The following is a 16498-nucleotide window of genomic DNA, read 5'->3' on the forward strand; positions in this document are numbered from 1 at the left end:
CGGCGTTACTTCGTGAGGGCGGGTGGTTAAACTCCGCCCGACAAAGCCCCCGATGAGCGCCCTATTCGTGATCAAGCCGTGGCAGGTCCGCGAGCCTTCGGCCCGCATCGGAATCAGCGATCACCATTTCGATGCCTTCGCGTCCGGCCTCGTCGACGACGCGGCGGACTTCTGGACCCGCAACGCGCTGTCCATCCAGCGGAAAGACTGTCACGACGGTGTCACCCTTAGCCAATGCGTCTACCACTTCGAATACGGGCGATGCGTGCGGAGCGACCTCAAATTGGTCTCCGCTCACGGACACCTGCCCCCAAAGCACGTGTGTGACCCTTCCCGAGTTCCCGTCCATCCGAACCGCTGTTATCGCGTGCACTGCCATCGCGTTTCCCCCTTGTTGGGGAAATAATCCTAGCACGAGCGCAATGATCAGCCATCTCGGAAAGTGATCGAGGTGCGCTGTCGACCCTGGATTCAATTGTCGCGTCAAGCAGCGCCCGCCGCTTCGTCTGTCCCGGCAGGCCGATTTAGACTATCAAATCTCGGCAACGGCTTGAAGAAGCAAGCCGGCCGGGTGACACTAGCTTTCCGGCCCAGTGCGGACGTCATCCCTTGAGGGCATATGGAGCAATACTCCTTCGAAGAAGTGAAACGCATGTCCTTCGCCCAGCTGGGTGCAGTGGAAGACCCGATGGATCTGATGACAACCGGCTTTGCCTCGCCGATGCTGGTCCGCTACGTTGTGCGCACCGGCCAGCTCGATGAGCGATATCCGAACATCGCATTGCCGGAATTGCTCGACGTGATCAATGAGGCGGCGGCGGTAGTTCAGTGGTCGCCGGAAGTTGGACAGCGGGCGCCGATGGCCAAACGTGATCCGATCGTTGATCAGTATCTCGACGCACTCGCGCCGCGTCTGCAGAGCGCGCTCCATCCGGACTGAAGTCGCCTGAGGGCGAAAGGTACAAAATACGCAGCCGCGCGCCGGGTCTGCTCTCCAGATGCTACGGGATCGGACGACCTGAGCGCGCTTTCCGGTCGCGTTCATCGCGGCTGCCGGGTAGTACGTCGTGTCTGCGCACTTTCGAAGGTGTTCAGCGGGCGCGGATGATGTGTCCCCAAAACGTTGGCAAATTGCATTATGTCAAATAGCGTCGACCGTCAGTCTCGTAACCCGTTGCGATCTGACCGATAACGGTCTATATTCAGTCCTGTTTGACCCCAACGGAGCGCCCCATGCACCTCGCCGATCACGTCAAGCCGATCAGCTACCTCAAGAGCGAAGCCGCCCAGATCGTCAAGGACCTCACCGACTCGGGGGAGCCGCTCATCATCACGCAGAACGGCGAGGCGAAACTCGTGGTCCAGGACGTGCGAACCTACGAAGCGACCCAGCAGACCATTGCGCTGCTGAAGATCCTGGCCATTGGCCAGAAACAGATCGAGCGCGATGACCACGTCGACGGCGACGACTTCTTCGCGGAGCTCAACGAACTCGACCGCCAGGAAAAACTTCGCTGATGCCGGCCCCGCTGCTGAAGTACCGCGTCCTGCCGACCGCGCGGATCGGCATGGACGAACTGAGAAGTTACATTGTCCGCACCTTCGGATGGGAAACCTGGCGTCAGACATCGGCGCAGATTCAGGAAACCATCACGCAGATTCGCCGGTATCCCGACAGTGACCACATGCCTGCCGAACTCGAAGGCTTCGTCGATGAGCGTTTCCGGCAGGCCCTGTCCGGCAAGAACCGGATCATCTACCAGGTGCGGGACGACACCGTTTTCATTCACCTCGTGGTCGATACACGACGCGACCTGCCGGCCATGCTCCAGAGGATCGTCCTTCGACTCATGTAAGCGTCAGGATGACGCAACAATTGTCCGCTGGTTGGGGGCAATTGCAAACGAGAAACGACCCCGCGAGAAGTATGGCGTCACCGGGCTGAAGAGGACAAGTGTGGATGGTGTGGCGGCTGGCGTGCTGGCGGCCCTCTCCTACCCGTTCGACAGTTAGCAATCGGGTCATTGGCAAACCGATTTGAAGCTCAATTTGACACCGAACCGCGAGAATTTACTCAGTATTCCTTAGCAACCTGCGATCATGTTAATTATGTTAAATTTGTTCCTTGGGAGATTATCTTGGCCTGCCGTTGGTTCAAGCAAATTTGTTCCCGTTTTGCAAGTAATTTTGTTCTCTGGCGACCACGCGTGAGCTTTCCGGCGCGTCGCGCTCATCGGTCAGCGGCTCGGTGAGCAGCCAGTACACTGTACGCTGCTGGATAACGCAGATAGATCATTAGCACGGCTACGCCGAGCCGGTGACGATCCCCGAGGTGTTGCCGCATGCTCATCGTCTGGAACGGCATTCTTGTTTGTCTCGGCGCCGTTGACCTACGCGGCGCCGAAAAGGATACAAAATCGCTTGATCTGTCGGCCGATGGAACAATTTTGCTTGAAATTTTTGCAAGCAATTTTGTTCCCAACGGCCGTCATAGCCGCTAATTTCCGGCCGTCTAGCGGTAACAAAATTGCTTGCACCGACGCCTGTTTTGCGCCAAGTGAGGTAAGGTGCTTAATGGTGTCGGCGGTTGCACCGGAAAGATACAGCGAGACCGCTTCCTTTCTCGCAAAATACAACGCTCGCCGGCTGCCTTCGAGCGCACCCTCATCGGGACTGGCCCACTGCGACGTGTCGATAGTTCGCCTGCCCATCGTCCGGGTGGAGCAGTAAAGGCTGTCGTCAACGTCGCCTGCTTCCATGGACGCTCCATAGCCCCCGCTCGCCAACAGCCAAGGGGCAGATGCCTATAGGACCATAGAGCGCTTTCGCAGGAATGCAAGGCGAAGATCGGCCGCAGCGTTGAAAAGGATACAAAATTGCTTGAACTGTCGGCCGAAGGAACAATTTTGCTTGAACTGTTTGCAAGCAATTTTGTTCCCGATGGTCGTGGCAGCCGCTAATTTCCGGCCGTCTAGTGGTAACAAAATTGCTTGCACCGACGACTACTTCATATGCGCGCACCATTTTTCGCCCGTTCGCGGATCGCATCGTTCCTCGGAATAGACATCGACACATTGCCGATGGACAAGCGAAATGTGCTTGCGCATCAGCCGCGCTATCACGGAAAATGCGCAGTATTGGGTGCCTCGTCAGCTCGCGAGCAATGACGCCCACGGCCCTGCAGACGCTCGTGCCATGCTGCTGACGGGTAGCATGGCACGAGCTCACTCGCAGAAATTTTGATCAATACCCGGCACTAGGTCGGAAATGGCTTCGACCCTGTTTCGACCGAGCCGCTTGGCGCGATACATCAGGCGATCCGCGAGCCTCAATGCGTCCGCTGGCGTAGAGCCGTTGAAGGGCCAAACGGTCACGCCCACCGAGATCGTGAGTTTTTCGAATGGGATCGTGCTTGCCTGTTCTACCCGTTGGCGAAGTCGCCCTGCCATGGCTACCGCGTCCTTGATCGACATATCCGGCAAAATCACCAGAAATTCTTCGCCGCCAATGCGGCAGGCGAAGTCTTCATGTCGCAAGGTTTCACGAATGAGGCGGGCCAGATTGATCAGTGCGTGATCCCCTAAATCGTGCCCGTGCGCGTCGTTTATCCGCTTGAAATGATCGATGTCGATCGCCAGTACCGAGAAAGATTGACGCCTCTCTTCCAGCAACTTGAGCGTGTCATTGAGTGCCCGGCGATTGAACAGCCCGGTTAGCGGATCAGTCTGCGCTGCCTGACTCAATCGGCTCAGTGTCTCTTGTGTCACGGCAAAACTGGCAAGTAACGCCCGTCGAATGTTTTCCGCCTCAACGTACCAGGCATCAATCTTTCGGACATGCTCCAGGATACCGGTAGAGGGCGCAGCGTTCGCGCTTCTTGCCAGCTCCTCGAGCGGGCGTGTGATCGTTGACGAAAATAACCAGATCGCGAGAATCCCAAGCAATCCGAGCGGCGCTGAACTCAGCAGTGTTTTGAGAAGGAGTTGGTCGAGTGGCGCAACAACCGCGTCAACGGGTAATTCCACGACAACGCCCCAATTTGCGGCAGAAATTGACGCATATCCTGTGACCATTTGGAGTCCCTTGGCGTTCGAAACAAGCTGGCCTCCGCTTTTCCCGGCCAGCACTTCATCAACAACATGGCTTCTTCCGAGTCTGGTACCAAGCCGCGCCTGATCGGGTGCGTACAACAGGTGCCGGTTGGCGTCGAAGATATAGACACGTGGCTCGTCCCGATAAAAATGTCGTGCTATCAGCGTGTGAAGAACCCCCGCATCACGGAGATAGATGGAGCCGCCCACGAACCCACAATACGTGTTGCGTCCCGAAATGATCGGATATGAGATGAGCACCATGAGATGTCCAGCCGTCGAATTGAAGGCCTGGCTGACAAGCGGTCGACGTGCAGCTAAAGCCTCTGTCTCACCCGGCAAAGTAATCATTTGACCACCAAGTTCCAGTGTGTCGGGGAGTGCATCCAGTATGCGTCCGTGATCATCGACGATCGCAACGGAGTTGAACGCCATATCCTGCGCCTGCAGCCTTTGTGCTTCTGCGCGGCGAAGTAGCGCGTCATCGAAGTGCTTGCCGAGCAGGCCGGAGCTATATGCCAATCGCCGCTGGGCATCGCGCAAAAAGCCATCGATGCTCGAAGCAACTTTCTCCGCATATGCGCGATTCGACTCGATCGCATTGCCAATGAGAACTTCCCGCTGCACGCGCCTCGTCGCGATCAGCCCATTGGCTAACGTGGCAAGGGCGGTGAGGAGCGCAAGCCCCAGAATCAGGCGATGCAGGTCGAGCCTGAACAAACGTGGCTGATGCATGATGCGGCGGTCTCCGGATTTCGATGTGCCTTTCTTCCGCGTCCGCGCAAGTGGCTTCTCGAATGATTTCCGTAGCAGGCTACAGCAAAAACGTTTCAAATCATCCGTTTGCCAGTGTTCGGGCGGCCTTTATATCAGGCAGCATCGGCATCCGTCCAACTGCGTAGCGAAACGACGTGCGTTGGTCCCAGCGTAACACCGACCTGTACTCTCTCTCGTACAGCGAGCGAGCACCAGCCGATCGGTGCAACGAACGCTTCGCTTCCGAGGAGTAGTACAGGAGACGTATAACATCTCCGTGCCGCGTGTGCGTCTCAGGCTGTCCGTTGCAACTCATCGAGGAATGTTGCACGCCACCAATGCACGTCATAACGTCGTATCGAATCCATGAGCGCTGCATGGCGGCTTACCCGCTCCTCAAGAGGCATCGTCAGCGCTCGCTGCGTTGCCTGAGCGATACCCTGGATGTCGTAAGGGTTGACATGCAATGCTTGCGTCAGTTGCTCAGCAGCGCCGGCGAATCGGGAAAGAACGAGTACACCTGGATCGCCCGGGTCCTGGGCGGCGAGGAACTCCTTGGCGACGAGGTTCATGCCATCGCGCAACGGAGTGACCATTGCGACCCGGCTCGCCCGATACAGTCCCGGCAGGCGGCGCCGGGCGACGCTGCGACGGATATACCGTATCGGCATCCAGTCGAGTTCGCCATAATCGCCGTTGATTGCGCCGCAAAGGCTGTCCATTTCCAGGCGCAGTTCATCATATGCGTTGACGTCCTCGCGACTCGGTGCCGCGATCTGGATCAGTGTTGCCCGACTGCGGTTCTCTGGATATCCATCGAGCAGTGCCCGAAATGCCTGAACTCGTTGAGGCAATCCTTTTGAGTAATCGAGCCTGTCAACGCCTATGAGCAATTCACGGCGCGAATACTCGTCGCGCATGGTTGCATACATGTCCTTGCCGTCGCGAGCGTCCGCAAGTGCGACGAATTCATCGACGTCGATGCCGATCGGGAACGCGCCGACGCGCAACTCGCGACCGAAGGCTTGCAAAACTCCATCGCGTGGACGTTCGGCGCGTGCCTCCGATTCCATGTAGCGCACGAGATGAGTCAGATCCGACTTTGCCTGAACGCCGACGAGGTCATAACTGAACAAAGACCGCATCAGCCATTCATGCTCGGGGATGGCAGCAATAATCAACGGGGGTGGGACGGGGATATGCAGGAAGAACCCGATGCGGTTTGCGCAGCCCAGCGCACGAAGCTCCGCGGCAATGGGAATCAGATGGTATCGTGGACCCAGATAATATCCTCTGGCCGGAGAAGACGGAAAAGCTGCTGCGCGAACAACTGATTAACCTGACGATAGCCAGCGGCGAAACCTTTGTCGAACTGCGCCAGATCGAGGCGGTAATGAAATACCGGCCAAAGTACATTGTTCGAATATCCACCGTAATACGTTTCGTACTGCTGGCGATCGAGGTCGATCGTAGCGAGCTGGATGTTGCCGCTCGTCTGGATACTTGTGCGCGTATGCCGGCTGTCAGTGTCAGTTCTTTCCACGAGGCGTCCGCTCCACCCGAACCAGAGCCCGCCTGTGCGCTGGAGGCACTCTTTGACTGCTACCGCGAGTCCTCCGGCGGCCGGCTTGTTAGGATCCGCAACGCGATTTGACACTACGACTATGCGGCTCATGGGGTCTCCTGCATTTTTGAATGTGTAATCATTGCTGACCCCGTGCTGACTAGGCACCGGCGGTTGACGGAGCAATTTGCGCGACGGTCAGGCGTGCTCCTGATTCAAGCGCTCTCTTCCTGCGACCATGCATGCCCGTATCATCGGGCGCATCGTCCAAGACCAGGGGCCGATAAGCACCCGGATTGTGTCGTGCAGACGCAGCGCAGAAGCTGCGATCGCCAGCGAATTGCAACGCGTGCGTTCCGCCCACCCTCGTTTGCTACTGCATAGTCTCTCAATTCGATGGTCGATGACAGGGTGGTCTATTGCTATGCATTTATGTTATCACAGCGTGACATGATCGCATCTGGCGCTTCATCATGATCAAGCGGGTATCCAATTTGCTACGCCTGTAACGGCAGCATCGGCGGGCTTCTTAATCGGTAACATTGCGCCCGATCGCTGGGGAACCTTTGGTCCCGAGAACCGCCCAATCGGGCTTGCATTGCAGCTATATGCAGTGCATTCATTGACAAGATTCACGGGGAAACAATGAAAAGCTGGCTGGACCTCAATTTCTTTCTCGGTATTCCTGCGACTCGCTGGTGCTACGCGCTGGCAGCGACTGCCATCGGCTATCTGATGCTAGGCTTGTTGCTCAGGATAGCCGTTGCACGACTCGACGCATGGTCCAAACGCACGTCAACGTGGGTCGATGACGCGTTCGTCGAAGTGCTGCGCGGCACACGTCATGTGCTGCTCTTCGCCGCCGCGGTGCTCTTGGGTACGCAGCTTCTTATGCTCACGCCAGTCTGGAGCAACAGGATCGACAGACTCTGGTTCCTCGTCGTAGGTTTGCAGCTCGCGCTATGGCTCAACCGTGGTGTGGGGCTGTGGACGCATCATCGCGTGCGGAGGACGCTTGCGCATAACCCCGTGCTGACCACCATGACGGCGTGGGTATTGCGCGCCTTGCTGTGGTCGGTGCTGCTGCTGGCGATGCTGGCCAACATGGGCGTGAACATCACCGCGTTCGTCGCCAGTCTGGGCGTGGGTGGCGTAGCCGTGGCACTGGCCGTTCAAAACATTCTTAGCGATCTCTTCGCATCGCTGGCTATCGGGCTGGACAAGCCGTTTGAGATTGGCGATTTCGTTACTTTTGGAGAGGTGGCGGGCACGGTCGAATACATTGGCCTGAAAACCACGCGTATTCGCAGTATCAGCGGACAGGAGATCATCTGCGGTAATACCGGGTTGCTGAAGAATGTGATCAACAACTACAAGCGCATGACCGAACGGCGCATCGTATTTACTTTCGGCCTTACGTACGAAGCCACGCCGGAGCAATTGCGCCGGGTGCCGGAGCGGGTAAAGCAGGTGGTCGAGGCAGCGGGATCGACCCGCTTTGACCGGGCACACTTCAAGGGATTTGGGGCGAGCGACCTGACGTTTGAGGTGGTGTATTACGTCACTGATCCGGGATACAACCTTTACATGGACATCCAGCAGAAGATCAACCTCGGCGTGATGGAATTTACGCACGAGCTCGGGCTGGGCTTTGCATTTCCGTCACGGACGATATACATCGCTCAAGCACCGGGCGAGAAAGAAGCTGAACAGCCCGCTTGCGCTCACTGACAGCGGCTGGACCGTGGCCGGCGACTGTGCGATCGGCGAAGTGATGGGGAGCTTCATGTAAAATACGCAAAGGGTGTTAGCTGCATGGCGCAGCGGGACAGGCTATCTGCGTTGGTCGGGCCGCCACGCAGGAATTCGCACGCCAATGCAAAGAGACCCCAAGCCACTCAAGCTCTCGCCAGTCGAACGAATTGCCCGCAAGGCTTTCACCGCCCTCGAACACTTTTTGCACATCGAGGCTGCGAGCGGCATCGTCCTGCTCATGGCCGCTGTCACTGCACTCGTCTGGGCCAACTCGCCATTCGCCCATGCTTATCACGCGCTCTGGGAAACGCCGCTCGTCTTCAGCGCAGGTCCGTATGTCTTCAGCCATCCACTGCACTTCTGGATCAACGATGCAATGATGACGGTGTTTTTCCTCGTGGTCGGCATGGAGATCCGCCGGGAAATTCACGAGGGATCGCTGAGTGATGTGAGGCAGGCGATGTTGCCCCTTGCCGCGGCGATCGGCGGCGTTGTCGTGCCTGCGCTTGTCTATTTTTCGGTGAACTTCTCCTCCGGAACGGTCGTCGGATGGGCGGTCCCCACTGCGACCGACATCGCCTTTGCGATTGGCGTGCTGGCGCTGCTTGGACGCGCAATCCCTGGTAATGTGCGAATCTTCCTGCTGACGCTCGCGATCGTGGACGACATCATCGCGGTACTGGTCATTGCATTCTGCTATTCGTCCGGTCTCGACTATGTGGGGTTCGTGGTCGCAGCCGCAGGCATTCTGATGGTCCTCGCAATGCAGCGCCTGGGTGTTGGCGTGGCGCCCGCGTACATTTTTCCTGGCGCGCTCGTCTGGCTCGGTCTTCATGTGAGTGGTGTGCATCCGACGCTAGCCGGGGTTGTGCTCGGTCTTTTGACGCCTGTGGTGCCGGGCCGAAGGCGGGAGCATGCGTTGGTCGAATTGGCCCGTGCCGCAGGTAGTGTCGCGGATCGGGGCGCCGTTGCCAATAGTGATCTGGACTGCCTGGCAAGTCCAATGCAGAGGCTGCGGCTCGCGCAGCGCAAGTTGCTGCCGCCCGTCGTGCGGGTACAGTGGGCGCTACATCCGTGGGTTGCCTACGGCATCATGCCGCTTTTCGCGTTTGCCAACGCGGGGGTGAGTTTCGCGGGGCTGGATCTTGTGGGGCCGGAGTCCCTTTGCGTGTTTGCCGGCGTAGTGCTCGGGCTGGTGGTGGGCAAGCCGTTCGGCGTTTTCTGTGTGAGCTGGCTGCTGGTTAAGTCGGGATTGTGCCGGCTGCCCACGGGCATGACATGGTCCTGCATTGGACTCGTTGCGGTTCTAGCGGGTGTCGGCTTTACCATGTCGGTCTTCATTGCTATGCTGGCATTTCACGATCCTCGCGTCCTCGCCGTGGCCAAACTTGGTGTATTGATCGGTTCGCTTTTGGCCGGGATATTCGGCTTGAGCTGGGGCATCGTGTACCGTAGACGTCTCCGCAACGACACATCAGAGCCGGTGGCCCGCACCGCGGCCGGGTAACACGCGGAATCGGGAATTCCGTCCACATGCAGCGCGGCAGCGCCCCGCTGGTGGGAGAGAGCTTGAAAGCCATCTACATGATCGCGCCGCTATTCGTTTGCCTGGCGCTCGTTGCATGCTCGCGCAAGGAGAGCGTCTTTTCTCTGGCGCCCGCGTTCAGCGCGCTCTCAGATGCGAAGGAGGCGATAGTAGCGGAATGCATAGCGTCTTACTGGAAGCAATCGACAAGACACCTGACTACGACGTCATCGCGAGGAGTGGTGCATATCACTGCGCGCTCCTACTTCAGGGGGATTCCATTCGGGGCACGACTGGAGCATGGGAGTCATGGAACTGTTGTCGAATTCTATGAGAGGCGCTCGGTTCCCCGTCGCTATCTGGCTCTTCTACAGGGTTGCGCTCGATTAAATCTGGGCGATGCCAATGCGGACCGCGCTCACTGAGTGTGGTCGCTCGCGGCTCTTCGTGGGCGCATAAACTGGAACGCCGGCGCGTTAACGCATCGCCCGTTGCAGCGGAGATTTCACATGCTGCGAGCGCGAAAACGGTGTGAAAGCGGGATTGACGCCAGTATGGGTGAGACAGCGGGCATTGTGCGGGCAATAGACATGGCCGTGAATATTAGGCTCATCGGACGGGCATCGACTCCAGTATGCCTGCCTGCGGCAGGCGGGCCGCGACTCGGGAATATCTGGGGAGTTTGCGTTGGACCAATACAGCATGGGTATCACCATCGGCGTGATCGTGCTCGTTATCGCGGCAGTTGCGGTTGCTGTTCATTATCGCCGTGAACGGCGCAGGGCCAAGCTCCTGCGCAATCTGGATCATCATCAGTGGTATCGATGAGCCCGGTTGGACACCAAATACTCGTGGTTCTGTTGCAATAAGGCGATCGGCTATGATGTGCGGGACGACATGAACGACAGAAAGCTCGATGAAGACGTTGAATCCGGCTGTAGCCCGAGTGCTCAAGCGCCTGCATTATCCGCTCGACGTGATCCTGACGTGCGTGCGGTGGTACGTGGCCTATCCACTGAGCCTGCGGCACCTTGAAGACATGATGGCTGAGCGCGGTATTTCGGTCGATCATTCGACTGTGCACCGCTGGGCCATCAAGCTGTTGCCGGTGCTGGAGAAAGCGTTTCGCCGCCACAAGCAGCCGGTTCGCAAGAGCTGGCGCATGGACGAGACGTATATTCGCGTCAAGGGGGAATGGCGCTATCTCTACCGTGCAGTCGACAAGGATGGCAACACAATTGATTTTCTGCTTCGTGCCCACCGGGACAAGACTGCAGCCCGGCGCTACTTTGAGAAGTCAATGGCCCAGAACGGTGTGCCCGAGACAGTAACCATCGACAAAAGCGGCGCCAATCTCGCCGCGCTCGAAGCAATCAATGTCGATCGTGACGTGCCCATCAGGATCCGCCAGTGCAAATATCTCAATAACGTGGTCGAGCAGGACCACAGGGCGATCAAGCGTCGCACCCGGCCCATGCTGGCGTTCAAGTCTTTTCGCTGTGCCCGGATCCTTCTGGCCGGTATTGAGGTTGTGCACATGATCGCGAAAGGGCAGATGAAGTGTGCTTTCGGAACCGAACCGTCGGCCGCCGATCAATTCTACGGTCTCGCAACATAAGCAGTACTTTTCATACTGGTCCCGCTCGCCTCTTGATCCTTACCGCGACAAAACCGGCTTCAATGCACCCTACTTCCAGTTGCGCCGCCGAGGCACGCCGCAAGCACAGGCAAGCGCGGCCGCAAAGACGTATGGACAGGAACTGTTCCCGGCGCCCAGCATTTCCCGCGCATTGATCGACTCCGCGGCAAGCTGGCGCACCTGGCCGCTCGTTGCGCTCTATTTCACCTCCTTCGGAGGATTTCTTGCGTTGACCGCCTGGCTGCCGACATTTTGGGGAACGTTCTATCGTGCGCCGCACTGGGTCGCGCTCGGCCTGACCGCTGGCTTCTCGCTCTTTTCGTCGTTGATTCGCGTGCCGGCCGGGGGCTGGTCGGATCGGTTCGGCGGCGAAAAGGTCGCGTTCGCCGCCTATGGACTTCTGCTCGCCGGTGCCGTCATGATGACGCTGTCGCAGAGCTTCGGCATGTCGGCGGCCGGCGAGGTACTGGTAGCGGCGGGGATGGGGATCGCGAACGCGGCCGTTTTCAAACTCGTGCCGCATTACGTCCCCGACGCCGTGGGGGGTACGGCCGGTTGGGTCGGCGGACTAGGTGCGCTGGGCGGCTTCGTAGTACCGCCGATTCTAGGCCACGTCGCACAGACGATGGGGGCGATCGGCTACGCACGGGGCTACGCAGTCTACGTGGTCCTCGCGATCGCCAGCCTGCTGCTGACCGGCCTCCTGTATGCCACGCCGGCTCGGCGCCAACCCGTCGAGCCGCCGCAAGGCTCGACGCGAACGACGGCGCGGCTGTGACTCCAGGAAGGTGCGGAGAAAGCACACCGTCGTCAGTTGGGGGAATGGTTAAGTGACCACCGCGGCGACAATGTGGGTACCTTTGTCTTGGTGGCCGTAGACGGGGTAGCGGCAAGGCAAGCGTCTATGCGCTGCAGAGCATAACCGCTTACCCAGTTCGCCCCCCCGAACGCCTTCGAGTCTCGCGCGGACGTCGAAGCGCCCGTGGTGACGGCGACCAGCCGACAGCCGGACTCACAGCGGCTTTCCGTTCCTTTTGATTGTATTCGTGGCGCGGCGACGGAGGCTCAGCCTCGCGCCGCCGCGCGAACGTCCCCCGACTGATCTGCATCAACTGGCCTGGCACATCGGCCCGCCGCTCAATGCATGTGCATGCCGCCGTTGACGGCGAAGTTGGCTCCCGTGGCGAACGCGCCATCGTCCGAGCACAAGTAGGCAATGAGCGAGGCCACCTCCTCGGGACGGCCGAGCCGGCCCAGCGGAATCTGCGGCAAAATGCGCTTTTCCATGATGTCCTGCGGCACTGCCTCCACCATCGCGGCCGCGAGATAGCCGGGTGAAACCGTGTTCACCGTCACCCCATGCTTCGCGACTTCGAGGGCGAGCGACATCGTAAAGCCGTGGATACCGGCCTTCGATGCCGCGTAGTTCGTCTGCCCGAACGCGCCACGCGAACCGTTCACCGAGCTGATATTGACGACGCGGCCGAAGCGCCGCTCCACCATGCCCGGAAGGAACTGCTTGGTGAGATTGAATGCGCCGTCGAGATTCGGATGCATCACTTCATCCCATTCGCGTTTCGTGAGCTTCATGAAGCTCGCGTCGCGCGTGATGCCGGCGTTATTGATCAAGACGTCGACCGCGCCGAATTGCGCCAGCACCCTTTGCGCGCATTCCTCGCACGAGTTATAGCTCGCCACATCGACGCCGAACGCATGGAACGTGCGGCCCGCCGCGCTTTCACGATCGAGCCAGCGCACCACGTGGTCGTTGTGCTCCGAATGCGATACGGTGACGATCAGGCCGGCATCGTGCAGCCTGCGGCTGATCGCGGCCCCCAGACCGCCCATCCCGCCGCTCACAAAGGCAACGCGTTCGCTACGCATGGCAACTCCTCCTCGCAAAATGGCGACCGGCCGCGAATCGGCGCAATCGAAAGGCAGGTCAACGGCAGGTCAACTATAGGGACCGTGCCTGGCTGGCGATTGACATGCATCAATTGCAGATTGGCCGTCCGGGCGGCGGCGGATGGTTGACCCAGGTCAATTGAAAATCGGCTGCGGCGCGCAGAGCGAACCGCACGGGACACCGCGGGGTGTCCGGTCCATCGTGGAGCGCCGATCATGGAGTACCGCGGCATCCTTGTTCATGTGGACGAAAGCGCTCGAGGGTGCCTTCTCAACATCGTCAAGGTACGACAGAGCCCATCGCATCCCGGCGCGCGCCACCGGCCTTCGAGAGCTTCCGCCCGAACGATTCGGGACGGTGCTGAAAGCTGGGCGAGAAGATCGCCGTTGGGCTGGCGCACATCATCCGGCACAAGCACAAGCTGGCAGCCTTCCGGCCCGGCGAGGTGCAGGTGGCCGACGCCACGCTACCTGATTGCGAAACACTGATGAAGACTGCGGCAGCGATCGTGACCAGTCGCGGCGGACGCACCTTCCATGCAGTCGTCTGCGGGAAGACATGACCCAAGTCGGCACTCAATCTGATTTCTGTCAAGCTACTTATATCGGCCGGACCTATCATAAAAAATGAATTGGTTCTCATGGCGCGATACCACCGCTCCTCATGATCGATGGATGACAACGATTCATTCCACGCCATGACCTTTGTAAGAGAGGAGACAGCGATGCGTGCAATCGATGTAATGGCTACGGCAGTGGTACTGGCGCGGCCCGACATCACAGTTCAGGAAGCAGCGAAAATGCTGGCCGATCATCACATCAGTGGCATGCCCGTCGTTGACACAGACGGAAAACTGGTAGGCATAGTTACTGAGGGGGATCTGCTGCATCGCACTGAAATCGGCACGGAAATGAAGCGGCGCGGACGGTTGTCGGAATTCTTTGCCTCGACGCGAGAGCTGGCCAGCGAATACGTGAAGGAACACTCGCGGCTCTTAAGCGAGGTGATGACCACCGACGTCGTCACCGCGAAGGAGGAAACGCCGCTCGCCGAGATCGCCGAGTTGATGAACCGGCACCGAATCAAGCGTGTCCCTGTGCTGCGGGATGGCAAAGTGACGGGGCTGGTCAGTCGTGCGAACCTCATTCGGGTACTGGCGAGCATTGGGCCCGATTTGCGCCACAGCGTCACCCAGAGTGATTCGGAAATACGCCGCGCGATCCTGAATGAATTGAGCAGGAGCCGCTGGGCACTACAGCCACAAAACGTCATTGTCACCAATGGCGTTGCACACCTGTGGGGTGTGATTAGGAGTGAAGACGAACGAAACGCCATCCGCGTCGCTGCTGAGAACGTCTCAGGCGTCAGGGAGGTGCAATGTCACTTGGACTATGCGTCCGCGCCACTTTACTAAAGGACGTTTCCGAGGGGCATTGGCATGCGAGCGCAGGTGCACAGCTTCAGTCTGTGCCGCCGCGAGTTGCGTAGCCTTGTGTGCTTCCGTGTCCGCCTGTGCGGCCTGCACTGTTGCCTCGCGCGAAGCGGCAAGCCGCGCTTTTTCGTTCGTCGAGCGCGGCGGCCCGCCCAGCCCGCGCTGCGCGGTAGTTCGCCTCGGCATCCGCAAGCTGCGCCAGCGTCGCTTTCTGTCTCGACGCAACGATGTCCGCCATGGGCCAGAGCAGGAAGCGCGCGAGGAGCCACACCAGCATAAGCGCATTGAAGGGCCGCGGGGCGCAGCGTCGACCAGTCGATATGCATGGCAAGGCGTTGCCTTACTTGACGAACGGATTGGCGAACAGCAGCAGGAGCGAGATCACGAGGCAGTAAATCGCCATGGTTTCGATCATCGCGAGGCCGACGAACAGTGTGCGCGAAATGGTGCCCGCGGAGTCCGGCTGGCACGCGATGGCGTCCATCGCGGCGGCGACGGCGCGGCCTTCGGCGAGCGCCGGTCCGATGGCGCCAAACGACACGGCGAGCACGGCGGCGGCAATGCTGACGATTTCGCGGAGGCTCATGGTTGTCCTTGTTCATGATGGCTGGGCTCGCCTGCACGCGATCCGCCGCGGCGCCGACGAACGCCATGGCAAGCGGCGCGCGCAAATGAATTGACACCGGTTGCCAGGAACTCAATGGAGCCACCTGGCACCGCCCATGCGGGGGAAAGTTCCCCCTTCGCATATGGCGCCTCATCGCAGTCGCCTCGCGGTGCGGCCGCCACGCGGAACACCCCACGCAATGGCAGATGGGCTATGAACATGTCAGGGAGCCTGAGTCCCGCTAAACAGCTCGTCCAACTCACGGCGTTGCTCATGATGTGCCGATGCGTCAACGCGGTTTCCAGTGTTAGCGATCCGAAAGGGCGAACTGCTGATGATGATCGACCTTCCGCATCGGCGCGTGGAAGAAATCGAGCACGCGGTCCAACTTCACCATTCCGACACAGATATCGGGGGGATGGCCCAAACCGCTCCGCATTCCCATGATGAGAGTTCGCCTCGAACTGCTGCCGGCGGCTACGGCGCGCATGAATTGTCTGGAGCGCGCTGTGGTAAGGGAACGCACCCGGCAAAAACACACGTCCGCCGGCCACGAGGCAGTTCGCACTGCATCAAGGCCAATACCGGCTACCACAATCCCCGTTTCATCTCCTCGAGCGGCGGCGTCCCACCAGTATGGTCTTCTACCGACTTGCCCCCCGGGATGCTTTCTGCCGCTACGCGCGCTGCCCGTACCTGCTCCGGCGACCACACGTAATAGCCCCAGAGGTGAACCACGCCATTGCGCACAATGATGTTGCGTCCCGGGAATGACAGATGTTGTCCCGACAATTCATCCATCATCCGGGCCCGAATCTACCGGTCGCTGTGCGTCTGGGCGAGCGGCGTCTCTGAAGGCGAAGTCGCGAGCGCCCGCACCAGATCCGCCCGGCTCAGAACCCCGACCACCCTGTTGTCGCGCATGACCGGCATACGCTTGACGTGATGTTTCTCGAGCATGTCAGCGACCTGGTCAAGCGGCGTCGAATCCCCGGCCGTGAACAACTCTGTGCTCATCACGTCCCTGAACAAGTGGGCGTGCGCTTTCACATAGTCACTTATGTCGCAGTTCGAAACGAACAGTTCAAGCCACCATGAACGGCGCCGTTTTTGCGTTCCAAGTTCCTGTCGGTGCAGAAAGTCGCCCTCACTGATCATCCCCACCAACTCACCGTTTGAATCAATCACGGGTGCGCCGCTGATCCCATGCTCCATCAGCAATG

General features: G+C 59.3%; 17 protein-coding genes and 1 pseudogene. 10 read left to right on the top strand and 8 right to left on the bottom strand.

Features of this window, described 5'->3' with window-relative positions; genetic code table 11:
• Window positions 1-61: 61 nt before the first annotated feature.
• On the bottom strand, window positions 62-298 hold the full coding sequence (locus P5W99_RS37755; protein ID WP_434666855.1) for a phosphatidylserine/phosphatidylglycerophosphate/cardiolipin synthase: 237 nt from the start codon (window positions 296-298) through the stop codon (window positions 62-64).
• A 321-nt stretch (window positions 299-619) separates the two neighbouring features.
• On the opposite strand from P5W99_RS37755, the gene P5W99_RS37760 reads away from it, so the two are divergent.
• The 3 genes from P5W99_RS37760 (at window position 620) to P5W99_RS37770 (ending at window position 1856) form a co-directional block, all read left to right on the top strand.
• Window positions 620-940 carry a hypothetical protein gene (locus P5W99_RS37760; RefSeq protein WP_434666858.1) on the top strand — a complete coding sequence of 107 codons (321 nt, stop codon included), beginning with the start codon at window positions 620-622 and terminating at the stop codon, window positions 938-940.
• Between the two features lie 293 nt (window positions 941-1233).
• Window positions 1234-1518, top strand: coding sequence for a type II toxin-antitoxin system Phd/YefM family antitoxin (locus tag P5W99_RS37765; protein WP_213309276.1), 285 nt, complete (start codon window positions 1234-1236; stop codon window positions 1516-1518).
• Window positions 1518-1856 (top strand): type II toxin-antitoxin system RelE/ParE family toxin, encoded by a 339-nt coding sequence (locus tag P5W99_RS37770; protein WP_434666862.1) that lies wholly within the window; start codon window positions 1518-1520, stop codon window positions 1854-1856. The genes P5W99_RS37765 and P5W99_RS37770 overlap by 1 nt, the downstream gene beginning before the upstream one ends.
• Window positions 1857-2390: 534 nt before the next feature.
• Here P5W99_RS37770 and P5W99_RS37775 read toward each other — a convergent pair.
• From P5W99_RS37775 to P5W99_RS37785, 3 genes and pseudogenes are all read right to left on the bottom strand, one after another.
• A complete protein-coding gene (locus P5W99_RS37775) occupies window positions 2391-2759 on the bottom strand; it encodes a hypothetical protein (protein ID WP_434666865.1) in 369 nt (122 codons plus the stop codon).
• 465 nt (window positions 2760-3224) lie between these two features.
• Entirely contained in the window at window positions 3225-4826 is a 1602-nt protein-coding gene (locus P5W99_RS37780; protein ID WP_434666868.1) for a diguanylate cyclase, read from the bottom strand.
• Between the two features lie 314 nt (window positions 4827-5140).
• A pseudogene (locus P5W99_RS37785) lies at window positions 5141-6522 on the bottom strand (alpha,alpha-trehalose-phosphate synthase (UDP-forming)).
• 534 nt (window positions 6523-7056) lie between these two features.
• Between P5W99_RS37785 and P5W99_RS37790 the strand changes: the two are divergent.
• The 5 genes from P5W99_RS37790 (at window position 7057) to P5W99_RS37810 (ending at window position 12108) form a co-directional block, all read left to right on the top strand.
• A complete protein-coding gene (locus P5W99_RS37790; protein WP_434666871.1) occupies window positions 7057-8142 on the top strand; it encodes a mechanosensitive ion channel family protein in 1086 nt (361 codons plus the stop codon).
• Window positions 8143-8287: 145 nt separating this feature from the next.
• Window positions 8288-9673, top strand: a complete 1386-nt coding sequence (gene nhaA, locus P5W99_RS37795; protein ID WP_434666874.1) for a Na+/H+ antiporter NhaA — start codon at window positions 8288-8290, stop codon at window positions 9671-9673.
• Between the two features lie 720 nt (window positions 9674-10393).
• Window positions 10394-10519 carry a hypothetical protein gene (locus P5W99_RS37800; RefSeq protein WP_434666877.1) on the top strand — a complete coding sequence of 42 codons (126 nt, stop codon included), beginning with the start codon at window positions 10394-10396 and terminating at the stop codon, window positions 10517-10519.
• An 88-nt stretch (window positions 10520-10607) separates the two neighbouring features.
• Window positions 10608-11309: an IS6 family transposase gene (locus P5W99_RS37805; RefSeq protein ID WP_434666880.1), complete on the top strand. Its 702-nt coding sequence runs from the start codon at window positions 10608-10610 to the stop codon at window positions 11307-11309.
• Between the two features lie 172 nt (window positions 11310-11481).
• The gene (locus tag P5W99_RS37810) at window positions 11482-12108 is read left to right on the top strand and encodes an MFS transporter (protein WP_434666883.1); all 627 of its coding nucleotides are present in this window, start codon (window positions 11482-11484) and stop codon (window positions 12106-12108) included.
• Between the two features lie 359 nt (window positions 12109-12467).
• Here the strand turns inward: P5W99_RS37810 and P5W99_RS37815 are convergent, their stop codons facing one another.
• On the bottom strand, window positions 12468-13214 hold the full coding sequence (locus tag P5W99_RS37815; RefSeq protein ID WP_434666886.1) for a beta-ketoacyl-ACP reductase: 747 nt from the start codon (window positions 13212-13214) through the stop codon (window positions 12468-12470).
• Window positions 13215-13723: 509 nt separating this feature from the next.
• Between P5W99_RS37815 and P5W99_RS37820 the strand changes: the two genes are divergently transcribed.
• Together P5W99_RS37820 and P5W99_RS37825 are read left to right on the top strand one after the other, a co-directional pair.
• Window positions 13724-13798 (top strand): hypothetical protein, encoded by a 75-nt coding sequence (locus tag P5W99_RS37820; protein WP_434668387.1) that lies wholly within the window; start codon window positions 13724-13726, stop codon window positions 13796-13798.
• 162 nt (window positions 13799-13960) lie between these two features.
• Window positions 13961-14650 (top strand): CBS domain-containing protein, encoded by a 690-nt coding sequence (locus tag P5W99_RS37825; protein WP_434666889.1) that lies wholly within the window; start codon window positions 13961-13963, stop codon window positions 14648-14650.
• A gap of 358 nt (window positions 14651-15008) precedes the next feature.
• Here the strand turns inward: P5W99_RS37825 and P5W99_RS37830 are convergent, their stop codons facing one another.
• The 3 genes from P5W99_RS37830 to P5W99_RS37840 form a co-directional block, all read right to left on the bottom strand.
• Window positions 15009-15254 carry a F0F1 ATP synthase subunit C gene (locus P5W99_RS37830; RefSeq protein WP_434666892.1) on the bottom strand — a complete coding sequence of 82 codons (246 nt, stop codon included), beginning with the start codon at window positions 15252-15254 and terminating at the stop codon, window positions 15009-15011.
• Window positions 15255-15863: 609 nt separating this feature from the next.
• Window positions 15864-16079 (bottom strand): BON domain-containing protein, encoded by a 216-nt coding sequence (locus P5W99_RS37835; RefSeq protein ID WP_434666895.1) that lies wholly within the window; start codon window positions 16077-16079, stop codon window positions 15864-15866.
• A 12-nt stretch (window positions 16080-16091) separates the two neighbouring features.
• On the bottom strand, window positions 16092-16490 hold the full coding sequence (locus P5W99_RS37840) for a CBS domain-containing protein (protein WP_434668390.1): 399 nt from the start codon (window positions 16488-16490) through the stop codon (window positions 16092-16094).
• Window positions 16491-16498 lie beyond the last annotated feature (8 nt).

Origin of the sequence: Paraburkholderia sp. A3BS-1L (assembly GCF_051125215.1) — a bacterium.
GTDB lineage: Bacteria > Pseudomonadota > Gammaproteobacteria > Burkholderiales > Burkholderiaceae > Paraburkholderia.